At 56.4% G+C, this 22,897-nt stretch carries 22 protein-coding genes; 13 read left to right on the top strand and 9 right to left on the bottom strand.

The window, feature by feature from the left end; all coding sequences use genetic code 11:
* The first annotated feature begins 60 nt into the window (after window positions 1-60).
* The 7 genes from PJL69_RS17910 to lpxK all read left to right on the top strand — a co-directional run bounded on the left by PJL69_RS17910 (window position 61) and on the right by lpxK (window position 6,525).
* The gene (locus PJL69_RS17910; protein WP_209098156.1) at window positions 61-978 is read left to right on the top strand and encodes a sulfite exporter TauE/SafE family protein; all 918 of its coding nucleotides are present in this window, start codon (window positions 61-63) and stop codon (window positions 976-978) included.
* Complete coding sequence (locus tag PJL69_RS17905) at window positions 978-1,736, top strand: TIGR02186 family protein (protein WP_271310892.1); 759 nt, start codon at window positions 978-980, stop codon at window positions 1,734-1,736. The genes PJL69_RS17910 and PJL69_RS17905 overlap by 1 nt, the downstream gene beginning before the upstream one ends.
* Before the next feature lie 55 nt (window positions 1,737-1,791).
* Window positions 1,792-3,138 (top strand): TldD/PmbA family protein, encoded by a 1,347-nt coding sequence (locus tag PJL69_RS17900; protein WP_271310891.1) that lies wholly within the window; start codon window positions 1,792-1,794, stop codon window positions 3,136-3,138.
* A complete protein-coding gene (locus PJL69_RS17895; protein WP_271310890.1) occupies window positions 3,125-3,916 on the top strand; it encodes a 3'(2'),5'-bisphosphate nucleotidase CysQ in 792 nt (263 codons plus the stop codon). The genes PJL69_RS17900 and PJL69_RS17895 overlap by 14 nt, the downstream gene beginning before the upstream one ends.
* Window positions 3,917-4,042: 126 nt before the next feature.
* Entirely contained in the window at window positions 4,043-4,285 is a 243-nt protein-coding gene (locus PJL69_RS17890) for a DUF4170 domain-containing protein (protein WP_271310889.1), read from the top strand.
* Between the two features lie 7 nt (window positions 4,286-4,292).
* Window positions 4,293-5,507 (top strand): 3-deoxy-D-manno-octulosonic acid transferase, encoded by a 1,215-nt coding sequence (locus tag PJL69_RS17885; RefSeq protein ID WP_271310888.1) that lies wholly within the window; start codon window positions 4,293-4,295, stop codon window positions 5,505-5,507.
* 10 nt (window positions 5,508-5,517) lie between these two features.
* Window positions 5,518-6,525 carry a tetraacyldisaccharide 4'-kinase gene (gene lpxK / locus PJL69_RS17880; protein WP_271310887.1) on the top strand — a complete coding sequence of 336 codons (1,008 nt, stop codon included), beginning with the start codon at window positions 5,518-5,520 and terminating at the stop codon, window positions 6,523-6,525.
* Window positions 6,526-6,552: 27 nt separating this feature from the next.
* Here the strand turns inward: lpxK and PJL69_RS17875 are convergent, their stop codons facing one another.
* A complete protein-coding gene (locus PJL69_RS17875) occupies window positions 6,553-7,236 on the bottom strand; it encodes a DsbA family protein (RefSeq protein ID WP_271310886.1) in 684 nt (227 codons plus the stop codon).
* On the bottom strand, window positions 7,237-7,752 hold the full coding sequence (locus tag PJL69_RS17870) for a DUF721 domain-containing protein (protein ID WP_271310885.1): 516 nt from the start codon (window positions 7,750-7,752) through the stop codon (window positions 7,237-7,239).
* Window positions 7,753-7,838: 86 nt separating this feature from the next.
* Here PJL69_RS17870 and mutY point away from each other — a divergent pair, with 86 nt between their 5' ends.
* Together mutY and PJL69_RS17860 are read left to right on the top strand one after the other, a co-directional pair.
* On the top strand, window positions 7,839-8,891 hold the full coding sequence (mutY, locus tag PJL69_RS17865) for an A/G-specific adenine glycosylase (RefSeq protein ID WP_271310884.1): 1,053 nt from the start codon (window positions 7,839-7,841) through the stop codon (window positions 8,889-8,891).
* Window positions 8,892-8,954: 63 nt separating this feature from the next.
* Window positions 8,955-10,088 carry an alkane 1-monooxygenase gene (locus PJL69_RS17860; protein ID WP_271310883.1) on the top strand — a complete coding sequence of 378 codons (1,134 nt, stop codon included), beginning with the start codon at window positions 8,955-8,957 and terminating at the stop codon, window positions 10,086-10,088.
* 39 nt (window positions 10,089-10,127) lie between these two features.
* On the opposite strand, the gene PJL69_RS17855 is transcribed toward PJL69_RS17860, so the two are convergent.
* From PJL69_RS17855 to PJL69_RS17840, 4 genes are all read right to left on the bottom strand, one after another.
* A complete protein-coding gene (locus tag PJL69_RS17855; RefSeq protein ID WP_271310882.1) occupies window positions 10,128-11,522 on the bottom strand; it encodes an adenylate/guanylate cyclase domain-containing protein in 1,395 nt (464 codons plus the stop codon).
* A 172-nt stretch (window positions 11,523-11,694) separates the two neighbouring features.
* On the bottom strand, window positions 11,695-12,810 hold the full coding sequence (locus PJL69_RS17850) for a site-specific DNA-methyltransferase (protein WP_271310881.1): 1,116 nt from the start codon (window positions 12,808-12,810) through the stop codon (window positions 11,695-11,697).
* A gap of 93 nt (window positions 12,811-12,903) precedes the next feature.
* Complete coding sequence (locus PJL69_RS17845) at window positions 12,904-13,536, bottom strand: ribonuclease HII (protein WP_271310880.1); 633 nt, start codon at window positions 13,534-13,536, stop codon at window positions 12,904-12,906.
* 106 nt (window positions 13,537-13,642) lie between these two features.
* A complete protein-coding gene (locus tag PJL69_RS17840; protein WP_271310879.1) occupies window positions 13,643-14,104 on the bottom strand; it encodes a hypothetical protein in 462 nt (153 codons plus the stop codon).
* 174 nt (window positions 14,105-14,278) lie between these two features.
* On the opposite strand from PJL69_RS17840, the gene PJL69_RS17835 reads away from it, so the two are divergent.
* From PJL69_RS17835 to PJL69_RS17820, 4 genes are all read left to right on the top strand, one after another.
* Window positions 14,279-14,581 (top strand): hypothetical protein, encoded by a 303-nt coding sequence (locus PJL69_RS17835; protein WP_271310878.1) that lies wholly within the window; start codon window positions 14,279-14,281, stop codon window positions 14,579-14,581.
* Window positions 14,553-15,257, top strand: a complete 705-nt coding sequence (locus PJL69_RS17830) for a winged helix-turn-helix domain-containing protein (protein WP_271310877.1) — start codon at window positions 14,553-14,555, stop codon at window positions 15,255-15,257. Before PJL69_RS17835 ends, PJL69_RS17830 begins: the two co-directional genes overlap by 29 nt.
* Window positions 15,258-15,378: 121 nt before the next feature.
* Window positions 15,379-16,932 carry a DUF427 domain-containing protein gene (locus PJL69_RS17825; protein WP_271310876.1) on the top strand — a complete coding sequence of 518 codons (1,554 nt, stop codon included), beginning with the start codon at window positions 15,379-15,381 and terminating at the stop codon, window positions 16,930-16,932.
* Between the two features lie 96 nt (window positions 16,933-17,028).
* Complete coding sequence (locus PJL69_RS17820; protein ID WP_441347510.1) at window positions 17,029-18,045, top strand: LacI family DNA-binding transcriptional regulator; 1,017 nt, start codon at window positions 17,029-17,031, stop codon at window positions 18,043-18,045.
* Window positions 18,046-18,065: 20 nt separating this feature from the next.
* Here the strand turns inward: PJL69_RS17820 and PJL69_RS17815 are convergent, their stop codons facing one another.
* From PJL69_RS17815 to PJL69_RS17805, 3 genes are all read right to left on the bottom strand, one after another.
* The gene (locus PJL69_RS17815) at window positions 18,066-18,971 is read right to left on the bottom strand and encodes a phosphoadenosine phosphosulfate reductase (protein WP_271310874.1); all 906 of its coding nucleotides are present in this window, start codon (window positions 18,969-18,971) and stop codon (window positions 18,066-18,068) included.
* Window positions 18,968-20,509: a hypothetical protein gene (locus PJL69_RS17810; protein ID WP_271310873.1), complete on the bottom strand. Its 1,542-nt coding sequence runs from the start codon at window positions 20,507-20,509 to the stop codon at window positions 18,968-18,970. Before PJL69_RS17810 ends, PJL69_RS17815 begins: the two co-directional genes overlap by 4 nt.
* Before the next feature lie 99 nt (window positions 20,510-20,608).
* Window positions 20,609-22,873, bottom strand: a complete 2,265-nt coding sequence (locus PJL69_RS17805; RefSeq protein WP_271310872.1) for a glycosyltransferase family 2 protein — start codon at window positions 22,871-22,873, stop codon at window positions 20,609-20,611.
* Between the last annotated feature and the right edge of the window lie 24 nt (window positions 22,874-22,897).

Raw genomic sequence — 22,897 nt, 5'->3', positions numbered from 1 at the left:
CAGCGTTTTGCAGACGCTGGCAGGTTGCTTTTAAACGGCTTCTGACGGTATCAAAAAAATATGCAAATATACCTCCCCATCGCCGAAGTTTCCGTCAACGCCTTTCTGCTGCTTGGTCTGGGCGGCATGGTGGGCATCCTGTCGGGCATGTTTGGTGTTGGTGGCGGCTTCCTGATGACACCGTTGCTGTTTTTCATCGGAATCCCCCCGGCAGTGGCTGTAGCCACCGAGGCCAATCAGATTGTCGCCTCCTCGTTCAGCGGTGTGTTGGCCCACCTCAGGCGCAAAACCGTTGACCTGAAAATGGGCACGGTCCTGCTCAGCGGCGGTCTGATCGGCGCGGCACTTGGGGTCGTGGTCTTCAACTACCTGAAATCGCAGGGACAGGTCGATCTGCTGGTGCGGCTGTGCTATGTCGTGTTTCTCGGCGTGATCGGCTCTCTGATGTTTGTCGAAAGCCTCAACGCAATCCGCAAATCGCGCAAAAACGCAGGCCCACCCAAACGCAAAAAACACAACTGGGTGCATGGCCTGCCGCTCAAAATGCGCTTCCGCGTCTCTGGCCTCTATATCTCGGTGATCCCGCCCCTGATGGTGGGTGTACTGGTCGGCATTCTATCCGCCATTATGGGCGTAGGCGGTGGCTTCATCATGGTGCCTGCGATGATTTATCTGCTGGGGATGCCGACCAAAGTGGTTGTCGGCACATCGCTGTTTCAGATCATCTTTGTCACCGGCTTCACCACGCTCTTGCACGCCACCACCAACTACACCGTGGACATCGCACTGGCAGTTCTACTGCTGGTAGGCGGAGTCATCGGCGCGCAGATAGGCACGCGACTTGGCACATATCTGAAAGCCGAGCAATTGCGCATCCTACTTGCACTGTTGGTGATTATGGTCTGCGCCAAACTGGCGCTGGATCTGTTGCTTCAGCCCAGCGAGCTCTTTTCGCTTGGCGCAGCGGGAGGGCACTGATGCTGCGCTTTCTCACCCTCTGTCTCGCCCTGATCGCCAGCACGGCCCACACCGAAGAAGTGGTGCTGGGGCTCAGTCAGGATCAAGTGGCCATCACCACCAATTTCGACGGTTCTGAAATCCTGCTCTTTGGCGCCGTCAAACGCGAGGCCCCAATCCCCGAAGAGCCGCTGGACGTGGTGATTGCCGTCTCCGGCCCGTCAGGCCCGCTCACCGTGCGCCGCAAAGAACGCAAGTTTGGCATTTGGGTTAATACGGATGCCGTGGAAATCGACGCCGCACCAAGTTTTTACGCCGTGGCCACCTCAGCCCCCTTCAACGAAGTGATCTCAAACGTCGAAGATCAGCGCCACAAAGTGTCGATCCCCCGCGCGATCCGCTCTATCGGTGCCCCTATGGAAGTCGAAGACGCCCAAAGCTTCAGCGAGGCTGTGATCCGCATTCGCACGGATGAAGGCCTTTACCAGCTGCGCGAAAACACCGTCCAGATCGAAGAGCAGACCCTGTTTCGCACCTCTATTCAGATGCCCGCCAACCTCACCGAGGGTGATTATCCAACTCGGATTTTCCTCACGCGCAACGGCAAAGTGGTGTCGCAGTTTGAAACAGTCATCAATGTAAACAAGGTCGGCCTGGAACGCTGGCTCTACGATCTGTCGCGCAATCAACCACTGATTTACGGGATCATGTCACTGGCCATTGCAATTGCCGCCGGATGGTTGGCCTCCGCAGCCTTCCAGATCCTGCGGCGCAACTGATCCTCAACCGCGCGCGCCGACCACCTGATTACACACGCAAAGAAGGGCACAGCCTATGTCGCAGACACCGGAAACGCTTGCAGGAATGATGCTGGAGGCCGCGCGTAAAGCCGGGGCTGAGACCGCGGATGCGCTTGTGGTGTCGGGCACATCTGTGTCCATCGAAGTGCGCGAAGGCAAGTTGGAACAGGCTGAGCGCTCCGAAGGTGTGGATCTGGGCCTGCGAGTGCTGATCGGGCAACGTCAGGCCAATGTCTCCATCTCCGACACCCGCCCCGAAAGCATCACCACAATGGCCGAACGTGCGGTGGCGATGGCCAAAGAAGCGCCCGAAGACGCCTATGTGGGGCTTGCCGCTGCCAATGAGATTGCCCAAAATCCCGATATCGCCGCGCTGCAGCTCTGTGACCCCACCGCAGAACCCGCGCCAGACGCCTTACAGGCAGACGCGCTGGCAGCAGAGGCCGCCGCTATGGCGGTGGATGGTGTCACTCAGGTACAGTCTTCAACCGGCGCCTACAGCCACACAACCGTACATCTCGCGGCGACCAACGGGTTTTCCAGCGGCTATGACCGCACCAGCCGCGCAATCTACACCACCGCCATTGCTGGCACCGGCGAAGCGATGGAGCGTGACTATGATGGCGACTCGCGTATTTTTCAGGGCGATCTGCGCACGGCCACCGACATCGGCACCGAGGCCGGGATGCGCGCCATTGCACGGCTGAACGCCCGCAGAACAGAAACAGGCGCCTTCCCCGTGCTGTTTGATGAACGCATTTCCTCTTCGCTGATCGGGCATCTGCTGGCGGCAGCCAATGGCGCAATGGTGGCACGCGGCTCAAGCTGGCTGCGCGACAAACAGGGTGCGCAAGTTCTGCCGGAAACACTGTCGTTGATCGAAGATCCCCTGCGCCCCCGCGTATCCGGCTCCCGCCCGTTTGATGCGGAAGGTCTGGCAACGGCAAAACGTGCAGTTGTTGACAAAGGTGTGCTGACCGGTTGGACGCTGGATCTCGCCAACGCGCGCAAACTGGGCATGGCATCCTCCGCCAACGCCGCACGGGGCGTGTCCAGCCCCCCCTCCCCAAGCAGCTGGAATGTGGCGCTGACACAAGGGACCCAATCGCGCGATGCCTTGATCCGCGACATGGGGCGCGGACTTTTGGTGACCTCGCTGATTGGCTCCACCATCAACCCGACCACGGGCGATTATTCGCGTGGTGCGGCCGGGTTCTGGATTGAAAACGGCGAAATCGCTTATCCGGTGAATGAATGCACCATTGCGGGCAACCTGCATGACATGCTGCTCTCCATCGTGCCCGCCAATGATGCGCGTAGCTATCTGTCACGCGTGGTACCATCATTGCTGGTGGAAGGGATGACCCTTGCAGGCAGCTGACCTCCAACTGCTCATCGATGCCGCACAAGAGGCCGGTGAGATCGCAAAACGCTATGACGGACGACAGGCCAAAACCTGGCACAAACCCGAAGGCGCTGGCCCGGTAACAGAGGCCGATCTGGCTGTGAATGACATGCTGGAGCGCGAATTGCGTGCCGCGCGGCCCAATTATGGCTGGCTCAGCGAAGAGTCACTGGACGGAAGCGACCGTCTGAAAAATGACCGTGTGTTTATCATAGATCCGATTGATGGCACGCGCAGCTTTATCGAAGGCTCAGACACATGGGCCCATTCCCTCGCGATTGCCGAAGCTGGCGAGGTGACAGCGGCGGTGATTTATCTGCCGCGCCGAAACCGCCTTTATGTTGCGTCCAAAGGTCAAGGGGCCACGCTCAACACTGAGCCGCTGCAGGTCTCCACCAATGCTGTGATGCAGGGTGCCGACGTTCTAGTTGCACGCCCGGCCATGGACGCAGCCCTATGGAAAGAAACGCCACCAGACTTTAAACGCGGCTACCGCCCTTCTCTGGCCTATCGCACTGCATTGGTGGCACAAGGACGTTTTGACGCCATGCTGACGCTGCGCCCAACTTGGGAATGGGACATCGCCGCAGGAGATCTCATCCTGCGCGAAGCCGGTGCCGCAACCTCGGATCGACACGGAGCTCCGCTGATTTTTAACAATGCAGATCCGCGTCTTGCCGGCATCGTTGCAGCCAATCCAAGGATACATGCGCAGATCTGTGGCGCCCTTGCGCCCCATGACCGCGCGCAATAGTGCTGCATTGCAGAATTTATTGCCCAACCTTCCCCCAATCCATCGCTTCTGCGCCGTCTGCCCTCTTGAGCCTGTGACACAAGCGGCTTAGGTTGCGCGCAAATCCGCACCACAAAGGAGTGGCCCATGGCACAGCGACTGCATCTCGTCTTTGGCGGCGAGCTCATCGACCCGACAAAAACCGCTTTCAAAGACGTCGACGACATCCATGTCGTCGGCATCTTCCCAAACTACGAAAGTGCCTATAACGCTTGGCAGGCTGAAGCTCAGCGTACTGTCGACAACGCCCACATGCGCTATTTTATCGCCCATTTGCACCGCCTGCGCGACGAAGGCGTCCCCGCCTCTTCCACAGAAGAGCTCGGATAAGACCGGTATGGCGCGCTCGCTTGGTCTGGCGACATATCTGGCGTTTGCGCGCCGCCAGCAACCGAAACTCAAATCCATCAGCACTCCGCGCCCGGACGGAGAGCTGATATGGCTGCATTGCGCCGATCCAAAGCGTGTTCGCACGCTTGCTAAGCTGGGCCAGCGCTTAACGCGCCAACGCGGAACGCAGCACTTTCTGCTTACCACCAATCAAGGTGCGCAACCACCCGGCCTCCCCGAAGGAGCACTTTGGCAAAGCTGTCCCTCAGAGAACCCTTCAGATACCATCAAGTTTTTATCGCATTGGCGTCCAGATCTTTTGTTGTGGCTTGGGCCTGAACTGCGCCCAGCGTTAATTGATACTGCCTTTCGGTGCGACGTCCCTTGTGCATTGCTTGAAGCCAACCGCACCAAAATTGATCAGAAGCTTCGCTGGGGGCCAGAGCCCACTCGAGCAACTCTGATGCGTTTCACCAAGATTTTTGCGCAATCTCAAGAAGCTAAAGCCAGACTCCAACGCATGCTTCCAGACACCGCAGCCGTAACACTGTCTGGCGACTTGTCAGAGGAGGCCCCACCACTGGCCGTTCAAGAAGGTGATTTGGAGGAGTTGCGCGCGTCTTTGTCTGGACGCCCGGTCTGGCTCGCCGCGCGCCTTCAGCCCGAAGAGCTACAAATTGTCCTTTCTGCATATCGCCAAATGCTCCGGCTGTCTTTTCGAACAGTGTTGGTGGTGGTGCCGGACAAGGTTGAAGATGCAAACACTATGTTTGACGCAATCCGCGACGATGGCTGGCGCATAGCGGATTGGGAAGCTGGCGATTTCCCGGGGGAAGACACCCAAGTATTATTTGCCAGAACCACTGACGAGCTCGGCCTCTGGTACCGGCTGGCCCCTGTGAGCCTCGTCGGATCGTCACTAAAATCAGGTGCAGGCGGGCGCGACCCGTTGGAACCCGCAGCTCTGGGCAGCGCAATTCTCTATGGTCCATCTGTGCGCAGATATCTCAACAGTTACACCCGCCTTGCCAGTGTTGGCGCCGCACGAATCGTCAAAGACTCAGAAAGTCTTACGGCTGCCTTGATGTTTTTGGCTGCTCCCGACCATGCCGCAGCTATGGCACACGCAGGCTGGCAGGTTGTCTCCGCCAACGCCGCAGTATCCGATATGGTGATTGAGCACGCACATTCTCTACTAGACGGGCAAAGGGCCTCGACGTGAAAGGGCAGACATGAAAGAGCCTAGCTTCTGGTCCAACCCACCCCAAAAGCCGGGATGGCAAGCCCACCTGCTGGCGCCGCTGGGTGCCTTCTACGCCGCAACGACACGCCACCGCATCAGCCGGAACGAGCAAGGCCACAAAGCCGACGTGCCGGTGATCTGCGTCGGCAATTTGAACGCGGGCGGCACCGGCAAAACTCCGACAACCATCGCTCTGCTGCAATTTCTGCAATCTCGCGGCAACACACCACATGTGGTTTCCCGTGGGTATGGCGGCACCCTAAAGGGGCCGATCCAGGTGGACGAGCGCACACATCACGCAGATGAAACCGGGGATGAGCCGCTCCTGCTCGCCGCTTTCGGGCCAACATGGGTTGCCAAAGATCGCGCCGCAGGCGTCGCCGCCGCAGAGGCCGCAGGCGCAGATGTGATCCTGCTCGATGATGGGTTTCAAAATCCAACCGTTCAGAAAGATGCAAGCCTTCTGGTGGTGGATGCCGCACGCGGATTTGGCAATGGGCGCTGCATTCCGGCGGGGCCGCTGCGCGAACCCATCAGCCCGGGCCTTGCGCGGGCTGATGCGCTTTTGTCGATTGGCAACGCAGCCGCTCAGGCGCAGTTTTCAGATCGCTGGGGCCCGGCAATATCGGTGCCACATATCACAGCACAGCTAGAGCCGCTGCCCACCGGCATGGATTGGCGCGAAACACCGTTTCTGGCCTTTGCCGGGATCGGCCATCCGGAGAAGTTCTTTGAAACCTTGCGCGCGCTCGGCGCCACACTGGTGCACACAGAAGCCCTTGATGACCATCAGGCACTGCCACCGGCCTTGCTCACACGTCTGATGACAGAGGCCCGCGCGCGCGGCGCACAGTTGGTCACAACAGAGAAAGACGCTGTGCGCCTCCCCAAAGAGCTGCGCGCAGAGGTGCTTACTTTGCCCGTGCGGCTTGCGATCTCTGATTGGCGCCCTATTGAAGCCATTTTGGACCGCATCGGTCTGCCCGTGCGATCCTAAATCGCACGGGACAAGAATGGCTGGGGGTTACTCGCCCAGTTTGCCATCCAGAATTTCGCGCAGGTCGGCGTAATTCATGTTGGAATGCTTTTCACCATCAATCAGCAGGGTGGGTGTCGCCTGAACATCATCCGCCGCTGCGTTCTCTTGGAACCATGCCACCAGCGCCTTGGCCTTCTCTTCATCCTGCAGGCAGGCCTGCAACGCATCATCCTCCAGTCCCGCAAGACGGCCAGTTTTGCGCAGCGCATCCGCAATCGCAACCGGATCACCAGAGCTGGTCCACTCGCGCTGTGTCTCCATCAGAATGTCGGTCATGCCAAAGAAACGTTCCTGCCCACCACAGCGCGCCACCATCGACGCCCAAAGGCCATAGCGATCAAAATAGACATCACGGAAAATGAACTTCACTTTCCCGGTGTCGATGTAATCAACCTTCAGATCTTTAAAGACATTTTCATGGAAGCTTGCGCAATGTGGGCAAGTGAAAGAGGCGTATTCAACGATTGTGATCGGTGCGTCTACTGACCCGATCACCATCTCCACAATATCTGAGGACTCTGCACTCTCAGAGGAAACCGTCTGGATATTGGACACGGCTGGCAAAACCGTGGACACCGCAACACTTGAGGACTGGCCAGCAGTCATCCAATACGCCCCGCCAGCAACAGCAACAGCCGCCGCGGCGATCATGGGAACAAAACGGTTCATTTAGAAACCTTTCTTAGCATTTTTATTTTTCATGAGAACATTGCCTGCAAGCTGTTCAAGCGCTTGCCGCAATTCATTATTTTGCACCGGGGCTGCGACCTCTGCGGCCTCTTGCTGGGTTACAGGATCGGGTCGAGTCACCTCTTTCCTAGGCGGTGCGGAAAACTGCACCTGCCCGTCAGAAAACCCGGTTGGCGCTGTTTGCGTGATCCGCAAATGTGCAATTGCATTATAGCCATAGGCCGCGTTTACACGGCTGCGCAATGTCTCTTTCTGCATTTCCAACATCGGGGCATTTGCGCCAGTTGTAAGAACCGTGAGCGTCGCACCAAATCCCTTACGGCCATATTTCACGTCCACAGGCCGACAGATGCGCGCAATATCCGGCCCGACGATTTCCGCCCAGTGGGTCAGCACTCGCGTTTCCGCAAACCCCTTGCTTTCGCTAGCCTTGCGGATGCGATCTCGCAACAGCGAGGAGGTACGTTTAAACCCTTTGGTGGTGGTACGGCGCATGTTGGTCTTGCATCCTCTTGTCCAGCGCTATTTTAGTGGCCCGGCCCAGCTGTGCCAGTGAAACCGACCCAAAGCGAGGATAAATCTTGCGTGAACTGCCCCAAAGTACCGACCTCCTGGCATGGTATGACCATAGTGCGCGCAAGATGCCGTGGCGGATCGGCCCGGCAGAACGCAAAGCAGGCATAAAACCAGATCCCTATCGCGTATGGATGTCCGAAATTATGCTGCAACAAACAACAGTTGCCGCTGTGAAAGACTATTTTAAGCGGTTTACCGCGCGTTGGCCAACCGTAGTCGATCTTGCTGAAGCTGCGGACGAAGATGTCATGGCAGAATGGGCTGGTCTTGGATACTACGCCCGCGCCCGGAACCTGTTGAAATGTGCGCGCTTCGTACGTGATGAGTTAGATGGCATTTTTCCCGACACTGTCGAGGGCCTGTTAAAGCTGCCGGGCGTAGGCCCCTACACCGCAGGGGCAGTGGCCTCCATTGCCTTTGATCGGCCCGCCGTCGTGGTGGATGGCAATGTCGAACGCGTCATGGCGCGTCTGTTTGATGTGCACACGCCTCTGCCCGCTGCCAAACCCGCGCTGACTGAACTCGCCGAAAGTCTCACACCGAAACAGCGGCCCGGGGACTATGCGCAGGCGGTTATGGATTTGGGGGCAACCATTTGCAGCCCGCGCAATCCAGCTTGCGGCATTTGCCCTTGGCGCAGCCCTTGTGAGGCGCAGAAAGCCGGCACCGCAGCCGAACTGCCGAAAAAGACACCGAAAAAGCCCAAACCCATCCGGCATGGGGTGGTCTATATCGCCCGTCGCGTGGACGGGGCGTTTCTGCTCGAGCGCCGCCCCGACAGCGGCCTTCTGGGCGGCATGCTCGGCTGGCCCGGTTCCGAATGGCAGGAAAAAGCAGCCCCGGCCCATGACGCACCGATCAAGGCAGAATGGAAAACGATCAATGCCGAGGCCCGGCACACGTTTACCCATTTCCACCTGCGCCTGACCGTCTGCAGCGCGCTGGTGCCGATGGATCGCAAACCCGCCATCGGGCAATTCATCGACGCCGAAGACTTTGACCCAAGCGACCTTCCCACCGCCATGCGTAAGGCGTTTGATCTCTATCGCGGCACTTGAACGCATTGCATTTGGGCGTGGTTCAACACATAATTCTTGTGATAAAATAAGAGTCTATGCGTTATGATCTCCTCCGCTCAGCTGGCCCGTTTTTCTAGTGCTCTTCCGTTTTGGTGCTCGCTCCTGCTGATCCCTCTGGTCTGGATCACCGCATCGCTTGGCGGCTGGTGGGTGGTTCTGGTGCCATTCACCACCTGGTATCTCTTCGCAATCTTGGACGCGATTACCGGCTTGAATCTGGAAAACGCAGATCTTGAAACTGCCGACAGCGATCTGAACTGGTACCGCATGGTCACGATGATCTGGCCATGGCTCCAGTTTGCCACAATCTTTGGCATGATTTTCTATGCCACCCGCGCAGACCACCTCAGCACCGGCGCACTTATCGGCCTGTTCTTTGGCGTTGGCGTCCTCAGCGGCACGATCGGGATCAACTACAGCCACGAACTCATGCACCAGCAGCCCAAACAAGAGCGCTGGCTCGGCGACATCTTACTAGCCATGGTGCTCTATTCACATTTCCGCAGCGAGCATCTGCTCGTGCATCACCGCTACGTCGGCACACCGCGCGACCCAGTCACCGCGCGCTACAACGAAGGGTTCCACCGCTTCTTCCCTCGCGTGCTGGTCGGCTGCCTGAAATCCGCATTCCGCGCAGAAAAAGCCAAGCTCGCGCGCAAAAACCTACCTTGGACCGATCTCTCCAACCCCTTCTTCCGCTATTGGGCGTTGCAAGGCGCCATGCTGCTGCTCGCCCTGCTGCTGGGGGGCTGGCTTGGTCTCGCGCTGTTCATCTGGCAGGCCTACATCGCAATTTGGCAGCTGGAGCTGGTCAACTACGTCGAACACTATGGGTTGACCCGCAAACACCTGGGAGAGGGCAAATATGAACACGTCCGCCCCCACCACAGCTGGAACGCCGCACACAAAGCATCCAACTGGCTGCTGATCAATTTACAGCGCCATTCTGACCACCACTACAAACCGGACAGACGGTTTCCATTGTTGCAAAACTACAGCGATGCGGAAGCACCACAGCTTCCATTTGGCTATCCAATCATGACGATTGCTGCCATGGTCCCGCCGATTTGGCGGCGTGTGATGAACCCCAAAGTACGCAAATGGCGCGCGATGTATTATCCAGAGATCACAGACTGGAATCCCTACAATAAAGCACAAAACCCGATGCCGCGCTAAACGGTGCCACGCTCATAGTCCGCTATGTCACGCGAGCACCTAGGGGGACGTAACTCCATGCTCTCGCGGACGCTCATATGCCCAGACGGTGAGCTTCTCAGAGACCCCTCTTATATCCTGATCTGTAAACTTCTGCAGTCCCTCGAGGCACTCATCCCCGCCTTCACGCAGCACCTCAGCGCGCATCCCATCGCTAATCACAAGTCGCGCATTCAATCCGCGGGTCATGCTTTCAAGCCGGGACGCCACGTTGACCGTGTTGCCAACTACCGCAAACTCCAGCCGATTGGCACCAATATCGGCAAGAACAGCCGGCCCATAATGCGCTCCAAAACCAACCCGCAGCGGCGTTATCCCTTGGGCAATTCGGGCTTCATTCCAATCATCCACATCACGCATCATCTGGCGCACACAGCGAAGTGCGTTTTGAGCGTCCTTATCAGAAGGGCTCGGCGTGCCGAAGGTCGCCATCAACCCATCGCCCAGATATTTGTCCAGCGTCCCCTCATGGGCAAATACGGCTGTTTCCATCAGCCCATGAAACTCACGCAATGTCCCAATCACCTCTTCCGGTCTGCGCACGGCAGCAAATTCGGTAAAGCCCACAATGTCCACAAAAAGCACCGCAATATCATGAGATCTGATCTGCTTGAGCGGCTCATCGTTCTGGCTCAGTTCCTCCACCACATTTGGGGAAAAATACCGCGAAAGATTGGTGCGCTCTCGTTCTAGTGCCGCGTTGGAGCGCAACAGCGCGTTGAACCGGCGCACCGTCAGCCCAAGAGTCAGTGCAACGAGGACGAAGACAAATACCTCCTGGATCCGCAGGTCCAACCTGAAAGCATTTGGGTCAAGCTGGCGTGCCAGCTCAGGAAATGCTGGCAGCGCGTCTGCCACAGCCTGGCTCAAGCCGTGCACCGGCTCCGCCAGCCACACAGACAGCCCCACACCAATCAGCCACATCACCCCAGTCCAGGTGCCGATCGCAATCACAGTGCGCCAAGAATAGGCCAAGGTACCAGCGGCCAAAATCAGATAGAAATACTGAAAGTTATCATACTGATAGCGCATTGCTGCCGGCCAATCGTGCTCGCCCAATGGATTGGGCGCAACCATGCCAACCGTCATCAGCAGCAGATCCAGAAAGATCAGCAACAATTCCATGCGAGACCGCCCTACGCGCCCCATACGCTGGATCAGCCAACCATTCGCACACAAAAGCAAAAGGATAAACTCGTAGTACAGCACCTGCGGCCAAGGCGCGACGAACAGCAGAAACACGCCCACAAAGGACATCGCCCACCAGCGCGCCTTTACCGCAAGCCCAAGCCCTTCACGTTTGTGGCGCGCCAAGACCGCTTCGGTATAGCTGTCTTCTTGATCTACAGTTGGTGCGATCACGCCCTGTGTTTTGGATAGCGCGCCCTCTTTCATCCGCAGAGCCCTCCGTGTCACTTTCAAAATAGGAATGAACAAGCGCATGCAACACCCACACAGACAAAAAAACCCGCCGTTCCCGGCGGGTAAGTTTAGGTGCCTGTTCAGTCAGTACGGCGACAGGCACCGGCGGTGTTCTACCGCTTATCTATCTTGTTCTTAGATCAGATCAGTTCGGACGCGCGGCCATCTCTGCGCGAATTTGCTGGCGCAGCAGATCGATAGGCACTTTCTTGCCTTCGCGTTTGTAAGACCAGTAAGTCCAGCCGTTGCAGCTTGGAGCCCCTTCAAGATGCGCGCCGACCTGGTGAATAGACCCTTTGATGTCCCCACCGATCAGCGTGCCATCTGCGCGCACCTTCGCTTTGTAGCGGCCATTCAGCGAATACAGCTCCTCACCCGGACGCAGCATGCCGCGCTCAACAAGCTGGCCAAATGGCACCCGTGGCTCCGCCCGCTTCGAGGTCGAAACCTGCAGCGCTTCCCGGTCGAATTTGCGCACATTGGCAATGCGTTTTTCCGCCACTTTGCGATAGGCCGCTTCGCGTTCAATCCCAATAAACTCGCGGCCCAGCATTTTGGCAACCGCACCGGTGGTGCCTGTGCCAAAGAACGGATCCAGCACCACATCACCGGGGTTGGTGGAACCAATCAACACACGATGCAGCAGGCTCTCCGGTTTCTGGGTTGGATGGGCCTTGTCGCCGTTTTCATCTTTCAGACGTTCATGGCCGGTGCAGATTGGCAGCACCCAGTCAGAGCGCATCTGCACGCCTTCGTTCAGGGCTTTCAGCGCTTCGTAATTGAAGGTGTATTTGGCGCCTTCAGACTTGGAAGCCCAGATCATTGTTTCATGGGCGTTGGTGAACCGTTTGCCTCGGAAGTTTGGCATTGGGTTGGATTTGCGCCACACCACATCATTGAGGATCCAGAAACCCTGGTTTTGCAGCTCTGCGCCCATACGGAACACATTATGATAGCTGCCAATCACCCAGATCGCGCCATTGGGCTTCAGCAACCGACGGGCGGCTTTCAACCATTCACGGGTGAACTTGTCATAGGCTGCGAAGCTCGAAAACTGATCCCACTCATCATCCACAGCGTCGACTTTGGAATTGTCTGGACGGTGCAAATCGCCCTTCAGCTGCAGGTTATAAGGTGGATCCGCAAAAATAAGGTCAACCGAGTTCTCTGGCAGACTGTTCATCACCTCGATGCAGTCACCAGACAATATACTATTGATCGGGAGCGCGGATGCGCCCTTCGCTTTTGTCATCGTTTTCATTCTCTGCCTCATTACGGCGCGGTTTTTTTAATGCGCTCGTTGATGTGGATAAGTTTGAGTCAAACGAGAATCGGCGTCAATTTGTTTTTTGAATCAAGGTGTTAGTTTTTTAACTTGATACAACATGTTGTGGATAGGTTTAAACGAACGTCTATGATGTGGGGTTATCCCCAGCTCCAGCAAAGCCGCTTTGTGGCTTTTTGACGGATATCCGGCATTGGTCTCCCAACCGTAGCCCGGAAACTGTTGCGCCAAATCCATCATTATGTGATCACGCGCTGTTTTGGCAACAATAGAGGCCGCTGCGATAGAAAACGATCTGGCATCCCCTTTGACAATCGCCTCAGATTTTAGCGTAAGCCCCCGCGGGATCATGTTCCCGTCGATCAGCAAGTGGTCCGGCGCAGTCGATAATCCGGTGACCGCCCGCTCCATCGCAATGTGGCTGGCACGCAAGATGTTGTGTTCGTCGATCTCCTCCACCGAGGCATGCGCGATACAGACATCGGCAACCTTCAAAATCTCTGCGGCCAGCGCATCGCGCCGCTTCGCCGTCAGCTTCTTGGAGTCGTTCAACCCCTCAGGAATATTCTTAGGATCGAGCACCACAGCCGCCGCCGTGACTGGCCCCGCCAAAGGGCCACGGCCCACTTCATCCACGCCTGCAACGCGTGTTGCGCCGCCGCTGAGCGCCGCTTCTTCCAGCAAAAAATCAGGTGTTGTCATAGACGACGTGACAACCATCTTCGCAGCCAATGCGCAAGAAAAAAGGCCGGACAGCGTCTCCTGCTGCCCAGCCTTTCGGGGTGTTGGTTACCTGAAACGCTGGTGTTTACCGCCACACCACCTGATAGCCATTGCGGTTCAGGCAGTTGGTGCGATAGCCGGAAATCTTGCGTTTTTTGCCCCGCGCTTCGAAATAACATTTTTCAGGCAAGCGGTAGGCCGGATACTCCGCACGGAACAGACAGCGTTGACCATAGGCCTGAATGACTTTGCCACGATGGGTCTCAAACCGTTTGGAGCAGTGGCTCGGCAGCCAGGAATTGCGCTTTTTCACCTGTTCAGGCTTCACTGGTTTTTGCGGTTCGCTCGGCTCGTATGTGTAGCGGGGTTTGTCGTCTTTATCATCCTTGTGATCTGCAACCGCCGCCCCGATCACCGCCAGCGCCAGCCCGCCAAACAGCAGCGCTCCGATCGCATCTTCATCAAGCGCATGGGCTTTGGGGGCAGACACGCCGGTGATCACAAGAGCAGCGCTCAACACGGCGGCAATGAAAGATTTCGAAGTCATAACAACATCCTTTCGCGGGTTTTCTCAAAAGAAACCGGTTCAGTGACCGGCGGATGTCGTCTGTTTCGACCAGATCAATAAAATCTCACAATATCAGGCGGTTGTTATCTCATATCCGCCCCCGCATGCGGATTGGTTATTGAATATCAACGCCGCACAGCGCAGTGTGGCGCCATGAAAATTAGGATCAGATACCCGATTTGCGCCGCCCTCTGCGCCGCCGCCCTGGCCTTGCCAAACGGGGCCCTCGCTGCGGAATGCTACGCCGATTACAAAGCCAAGAAAGACGGCCCCCTGCGCCTGCACTACGGTGTGGTTGCGCTGCAGCAGGGCTGTGACAAAGCCTCCGCTCAGCAGGAAGTCGCCGCGCGCATTGGCCGCGATGGCTGGACGCTGCTAAACGTCCTCTCCGTATTTGACACCTCAGAACTCTCCGGGAAAAAAGACAGTGCAGGACAATTCTACCTCCGTTATTGACACACGACGCAGCGGCGGGCGAATTGTGATTTTCGGCATCGGAGCGGTGGCCTCGATCCTGCTAATCGGGGCCGCAGTCCTGCTGTTGACCCTGCCTGACGCCAATGCATTCAACGCCCGCGTTGAGCAATTGTTTATGGAAAACGACGCCCTGACCGGGCAGGCCGAAATCAAGCTGCTGGAAATTCTTGCCCAATCAGGCACCGCCTTTGCCGACACGCTGTCAAGCTACCGGCTCGTGATCCTCGTGCTGCTGGTGTTTGCCACCGCCATGATGCTCGCCGCTCTGATCTGCCTGGTGGCCCTTGTGATGCTGAACCGCCGCATGGCACAGATCGAACGCGCCGGCATTCAGGTAACCTCCCTGATTGTCAGCCGCGAAGAGAAAACCGTCTACCTCAACGAAATGGGCTTCAAACTGACCGATGCCGCTATGGAGACACTCTCCGTTCTGGCCGAGGCGCGCATGGATGATGATGTGCTCTCCGGCGTCGAACTGGAAAGCATGATCTCTGGCAAATCCGCAGCCGATTGTGACGAAGCCGCCGGGGCCACCCGCATCAAACGCCTGCGGGATTCCCTTGGCAACCAGATGGTCGGCCAGCTTCTGGTGAAAAACATCGCCCGCAAAGGCTATGTGCTCTCCATCGACAAAAAGGTGATCGAGGTGCTCTGACCGCGTGTGCTGCCTCACGACACACCAGACACGATAGGGTGAAACCAGCACACACATCTTGTTGGGCCCGCCCTCAGGTCCCACATTAGACCGGACCACGCGCGGCAGGGAGAGACCAGCCATGGAAGGCTCAAGATTTGGGACCAACGCCGGCTACGGCATAGAGATCAAACCTATTGATACAAACATCCGCATATTGCGCAACGGAACGGTGCTCGCCGAAAGCCGTAGCGCCAAGGTCATGTATGAAACCCGGCTGACACCACAGGTCTACATCCCGCGCGATGACATCCTCGTGCCGCTTTCGCCGCAAAATGCGCTGAAAACCTTCTGCCCGTTCAAGGGCACCGCCCGCTACCGCGATATCCTGCTGGACGGTCACACCATCGCAAATGGCGTCTGGTCTTATGATGACGCCATGCCAGAGAGCCGCGCCATCAACGGCCATATTGGCTTCATGCCCGAGCCAGGCGTGGAGGTGGATTTTGGCGGTGCTCAGCTTGAGCCTGTAACCGATGGCAATATCACCGGCCCTCTGGTCGACTGGCTGATGCGATGGGCGGCATTTGAAAAGACGCCAGAAGATTTCATGGCGGCTCTGGGGCGCAAAATGCAGGAAAGCGGTATCGCCATCAAACGCATGGCCGCCATGATTTGGTCTTTACATCCAATGATCGCAGGGCGTCACTATATCTGGACACGCGACACCGACGAGATCACCACTTACACCCCGTCCTACGATCTGCACAGCCACCCAAGCTATCTAAACAGTCCGCTCTATCACGTCAGCCAGGGCCTTGGTGGCGTCCGCCAGAAGCTTGATGTGCCAGGGCTGGACATGAAATTCCCAATCATGGACGAACTGAGGGCCGAGGGCGCCACGGACTATGTGGCCATGCCATTGTTTTTTTCAAACGGCCAAATCAATGTGCTGACACTGACCAGCGACCACCCCAAAGGTTTCACCACTGCCAATCTTGGTCTGATCTTTGAAGTCTCCAGCGTGATCAGCCGCTTCTTTGAGGTCTTCACGCAAAAAGAAAACGCACAATCTTTGCTTGAAACCTATGTTGGGCCGCGCACAGGCGCACGCGTTCTGGGCGGAGAAATCCGGCGCGGCGATGGCGATGACATCGACGCCGCCATCATGTTTTGCGATCTGCGCGACTCCACTCGTATGGAAGAGGAACTGGGCCGCGCAGCCTATATCGACCTGCTCAACACATTTTTTGAAACCGCCTCCACCATAATTGAAAACCACGGCGGCGAAGTGCTCAAATTCATTGGCGACGCTGTGCTGGCCGTGTTTCCAGACACCGAAGATGGCACCGATGCAGGGGCCGCCGCCTTGCACGCCGCGCGCGAAATTGTGCAACAGCTTGAGGCGCTGCGCGACGAAGACCCGCCCATACGCTGCGATTGCTCGATCGGAATATCCTACGGCCGTGTCACCTACGGCAATGTCGGATCCCGCGAACGTCTGGATTTCACCGTCATCGGCAGGCCCGCAAATGTCGCCGCACGGCTGGGCGACTATGGCAAAAAGCTTGGCCACCGCATTGTGGTGTCAGACGAGGTGGCACGTCACGAAGTGGGCTGTAAATCCTTGGGCGAGGTCACATTGCACAATGTAAAAGACCCCGTAACCTGTTTTGCCATATCAGCAGACACTTAATCATAACACTCTATCGGTACAGTCTGAAGACTGATCGCTTGAACACGCGCCGGTGATCGCGATAACATCAAAGCGACCATATGGGGATGACAGTCTGTGACTCAACAAAATCGTTCTTTGACCCTTCGTGATGTTTCTGAGGCTTCGGGGGTGTCTGAAATGACGGTCAGCCGCGTGTTGCGCAATCGCGGAGATGTCTCACCCGCAACCCGCGACAAGGTCCTGCGTGCCGCCAAAGAACTGGGCTATGTGCCCAACAAAATTGCCGGCGCTCTGGCAAGCCAACGGGTCAACCTTGTCGCCGTCATCATCCCTTCGCTTTCCAACATGGTATTTCCAGAAGTGCTCAGCGGCATCAGTCAGGTGCTCGAAGATACCGAGCTTCAGCCCGTTGTGGGCGTCACCGACTACCTCCCGGAAAAAGAGGAAAAGGTGCTCTATGAAATGCTGTCATGGCGCCCTTCAGGCGTGATTATTGCCGGGCTTGAACATACGGAAGCGGCGCGGGCCATGCTGAATGCAAGCGGCATTCCCGTTGTGGAAATCATGGATACCGATGGCGAACCCGTAGACGCCATGGTGGGCATTTCCCACCGCCGTGCAGGCCGCGAAATGGCAGCAGCCATTCTAAAGGCAGGCTACAAAAAGATTGCGTTCTTGGGCACCAAGATGCCGCTCGACCACCGCGCCCGCAAAAGGTTCGAAGGATTCACCGAAGTTCTCGCCAAATCTGGAATAGAAGTGGCAGATCGGGAATTTTATTCCGGCGGATCTGCTCTCGCAAAGGGCCGCGAGATGACCCAAGCCGTGCTGGAGCGCAGCCCCGACATTGATTTCATTTACTACAGCAACGACATGATCGGCGCAGGCGGCCTGCTCTACCTTCTGGAGAAAGGCATCGACGTGCCGGGCCAGATCGGGCTCGCAGGTTTCAATGGCGTTGAACTGCTACAGGGCCTGCCCCGACAATTGGCCACCATGGATGCCTGCCGTCGCGAAATTGGCATCAAAGCTGCCGAAATCATTGCCGCGCGTACCAAAGGCATAGAAAAAGACGCAGCTGTCACCTTGGCCCCCACCATCAGCTTTGGCGATACGCTAAAGCACAGCTGAGTTGCAAAGGTGCAGTCGGCCTAAAGTTGCAACCGCGCCGCTCTGAGCGCTCTTCGAAAATGTGGAGCGCGCCGACGCGCAAGCACTGCAGCGCAATACTGGGCGATCAGCCCCGGCCTGTTTTTGTCTTCGAGTGTCTTCAGAAGTTGCTTCTGAAAACGAGCAATTTCACGCCTGTTGCGCATAAGCCGATAGAAATCATATTCCGTCATACTTCCCGCCACGCAGCCTTCGACCACAGGCTTTAACACCCCCATCTGCTGCCACAGAGATGCGAGCCTGTGCCCCATGAACCGACATCTGTATTTTGTCAGATTACCCCCACGAAAGAGCGCTGCATGCATCGCATCCAAGTGTGAACGCGGATCATAAAACAAGCTCACTTTCTGCGCGCCCTCAATCAAATCCGGCGCATACCCATACCGGCCGCTATAGGAGCGGCGCCACGCTTTATGATAGCGCGTCTCCCAGCCAGCGATGTCTCGATCCAGAGTCGCTTGTGGCGAAATACAGATTACATTTGCCCCCGGTGCCGCAGAAGAAAACGCCGCAGCGGCATAGCCTCCCATCGAAGCGCCGTAGAAAACAACGTTGTCAAACTGTGCAAAAAACCCCTCATCGCGCAAACGGTCAAAGAAGTCGAACACGGCCTCATCGCGATACCATGTCCAGCCATGTGCCATCAGACCCAGCATCGACCACCCTCTGGACGTCACAAAATCATAGCCCCAGGGCATGCGATCTTCGGCACGAGAGTAAACATGATCCAAGTTCTCAAATGTCACGATCAGAGTTTTGCCGTTCTTGACATAAAGCGCGCTGTGCTCGTCTCCCAATGCTTCAAAGAACCCGCGCTCCTCACCGAACCGCGCCATCTCGGCTTGCCACTGCGCCTTGGTTTGATCTTCCCAAGCAACGTCACTCATCGTTTGTGGACCACAAGCAGTTGGTTGCGTTTGGACTTATCAAAATCAACCTGAAACATGAAGCAGCCAGAAAAGTCCACTCGCAGCGCATTAAAGGCATCAGCGATGTCTTTGTCACTGTGCTCAAATACGCCAGTCTTGCGATAACTTTCAAAAAGCTCAGACGTTTTGGTGACACCAGAAATCTCAAGCTTGTTCGGCTGCCAGCGTAAATCCTCAATAATGTAGATACCGCCGGATTTGATTTTCGGGAACAGTTCCAGAAATGCATTTTGCTGATGATGACTTGCTTGGGTGGCATCGTCGATAATCACGTCAAATTTGCTGTTCAGCGGGACCGCTGCCTTGATGCTCGCACGATCCTCCAGACGACAAGCCATCTGAGCGCGTCGATCATCCGCAAAGACCGCCTCCTCGCCATGCACCAGTCGAGAAACTTGGCCTTTAGGGAAATACTCTAACCACATCTGAACTGAAGGGACTTCCGCACCGTCAGCATGGCCTTGTTCCGGCGATGCCATCGCCTCTTGCCCAATTTCCATGAACTCAATCTTGCGATTGCGATACTGCAACAACAGGAGTTGATAGAGCTCGGTATAACGGTGCTTAGAAGATCCCCGATCAAGTTCGAGCCTGTCGGCAAGGTCTGTCAGGTTCACCTGCCCGCGTCCGACCTTTTCAATGGTTTGAACTGGGGCAACACCAGCAGGCTTTGGCTTCGCCGGGATAGGCGCCTTCAGAGGGTCGACATCATGTTTTTTGAGCAATGTCCCCAATAGAGATTTGGGATGAGGCACGCCACCTTCCCGCTCGACGAGCCGAGCGCGCATTCTCCGCCCATAGAGGTGAACAGAGAATGTGTTATCCGTAATGTAAGGACTGACGTCAAAGTTGCGACGCAGCATTTTTCGGCGGTCTTTGAATGTGAACGGATAGAGCCCTTCTTGAGGCAGCGCAAAACGCGCCTCGCCTGTTTCATGCAAGAAATGTGTCACAGCATGTGGACCCCAGACGCCCCAAGGCTGTTCACTTGCATGAACCGGCTGGCCAGCATCACGTGCCGCTTCCAGTTCCTGCTGGTACTCTTTGCCGTACCAGCTCGGTATTGCGAATTCATCGGATGTGAACTCCAGCAAAGCGCGCAATGTTTCGCTGTCCTGCGGCAAGCCCAGAACGCCACCGTTGATATGCTTGGAACTTTCCCAACCGTAAAAGTGACCGTTGGGTGTCTCAAACGGTTTCATGCAGTAGGCATCGGTGTCCGCCCAAATGGTGTTTTCGCTTTGCGCCAACATCTTGTAGCGGAACAGATCGGAATGCAGGGCCGGGCTTCCAGTGCGCTGATGTGTCAGAAAATCTGTTCTGGGCAAAATCGGGCTCGCATCCGCAAGTTCAATCCCATCAGGCACATTCTGCAAAGGCCCATAGTGATACAGGACAACCCGGTGCCCAGCGTCCACAAAAGACTTCAAGCAAAGTTGCTCAAGATAGCTGAGTGGCCCTTCCATCCAAAGTGCCGCAATCGTTGGAAGCTTCATTCCCAGTCCGCCTGTTTCATATTAGATCTTTCGCCGTCTTATCGGGCGTGCTCGTGACACGCTGCACTGTTTCCATTTGATTTTCAATCCGATGGATACTCAATGTGCAGTGTCTTGTTTTTCGACTGTAAAAAAGAAATCGTCAGGCAGGTCACGTTCCACCACCCAATCCGGAACGACCTCAGGGCCCGCCAAGAAAACATTGGCTCCGAAGTGCGGATGCAAGCGCGCCAACCGCTCTTGCCGTGCGCCCGTCAGGTCCTCATAGAACTTTGAATAGTTTGATGTTTCCCGGAGCTCTCTTATCTTTTCTTGGTGGCGCTCAACCGAAAACGCATGTGCTGCGGCGATCTCTGGATCTGACAGAAGGCGATCCATTTCGGCCTGCATAGCAGGGATCATTCTCTGAATGGAGGTGTCTTCCACTGTATTGTTGTTCATTCGGAACCAATAGGCCATGCCTTGGTCTCGGTCGACATGGTTCACACGACCTCGATCACGCTTTACCAGAAAGCTCTCCGCAGATCGCACGGCGTAGTGATTGAGCTGCACCAGATCATAGCCAACGGTACTCGCCGTGGATCGCCATGCATTGCGATACATGTCTTTGGGCAATGCTTGTCCGGAGCCGTTAACCCAATGGATATGCGACCAAAGCTGAGGATTGAGCCCCTTGGGTCGATGCACACCCAGCTTTTTGAAAAGCCCGATGTTTCGATAGAGCGTCTTAAATCCCCAAGCTTGATGCGGTTTACGGGTTTGCTCAAGCGCACAACGTGTGAATTGTGCCATAAGCGGCGCATCGCTGTATTCATGCACATCAGAATTGCCAAACAGCCGCCATGTGCAGGAGATCAAATTGGCATCCCCGACAGCTTTGAAAAGTGCCGCCAGCGTGCCGTCGCCGGTTTTCACATTGATGAACTCATCCACATCCATAGAGATGACCCAATCGGCGTTTTGGATCACTGGTTCAGTCTCACCTGCCTGCAATGCCGCATGTTGCGGCTTGAGGTCCGTGCCTTTGAAAGGGTTGTCTCTGTGTTGAACAAACCCCTTTTCTTGCAATAAATCCAAGAAGCTATCTGTGCCGTCGTTGCAATCGTTGGTATAGACAAGGAACCTGTTCACGCCGATCGCCCGGTGATACGCGAGCCATTCCAGAATGAAGGGGCCTTCGTTCTTCATACAGGTAATGATGGCCACATCATTCTCTGCCGGATCTACTTTCGGCGCTGGGATCTCTGGCATGCGAAGTGGCTTGTGATCAAACTTCTTGCGCGCAAGCTTGAGAAGTTCGCGGTCCTCGATCAGAGATGTCTTGGGCACAATACGCCCAACATTCGGTGTTGGATGGCGCAAGGCCATACAGCGGTAAAACTTAACCCATTCGTCGGCTTCTGTTTGGGCGCCAACCACGCGGATCAAACGCCAAACCACATTTGTTGCCGCCTTTTTAGGGGCGATCACCCAACGGCGGCGCAGTTTGGTGGCATCAAACTGAACACAAATATGGTCGCCATGCGTGGCATCTTGATCCTTCCGCACGCGCCACGGATAGCAATGCTGTCCCAAGAGCGTTACCACACCGCTCTCCGACTTTACAGCCATATCAAACAACGTGCGCCCTTTGGTCCCTTTCCCGGTGGTTTCGCTCACCAGATCAGAGATATCCAACAAGGCGACAGCCCGTGCACTGTTAAGCCAACGGTGCCGCAGCAACTCAAAAACCTGCACCTCCCCGAGCGGGGACTCCCACGGCGCGGCCTTCGGAATCTCCATACGGTCTTTGCCAGGGGCATCCGGCGCGTTGATCGGATGTGCCTCTGCAGGCTGATCCTCATGACCAAGCGGCACATCAAAGCGCACGACCATGACCTGCTTTAGGTCCTTAATTTCGGAAAGTCCGGCCTCAACATCCGCAATGTAGTCTTGATCGGCATCCGGCGGCGCGCGATCCAGAATCACCGCGCCTTGCAGGTTGTGACGTGCACAATGATACCGCAGCCAAGCCAGTGTGGCCGTCGCCGTTTCGCCATTGCGCACCGCCAACGCAACATTCAGCCCCTCAAACAACTCTCTCTCTGATTGTGTTAGCGGCAAGCTGAATTGTGAGTTCTGAAAGTGTAGCTGCGGGTTGATACCCGTGTAGCTGAGGTGAAGCACTGCCGCGCTGCCAATGCTGCGACTCCCCAAGATCTCTGTGCCTGTCCGTGCCTCGAAAGCCGCGGCATCAACACCTGACTTAAAAAACGCCTGGGCTTCACCGCCCTCACCCTCAGAGCTCGTAACACAAGAGAGCAACCTTGCCCCGGCAAGATCGACGCTGCTCACTTCGCGCAGTTGAAATGCAGCTTTACGCATATGTTCGCCTTTGCCTCGCCTGCT

Source organism: Shimia sp. MMG029 (assembly GCF_027947445.1).
GTDB lineage: Bacteria > Pseudomonadota > Alphaproteobacteria > Rhodobacterales > Rhodobacteraceae > Shimia.
Note: the sequence above shows the minus strand (reverse complement) of the source record. Positions and strands in the feature narration are given on the sequence as shown.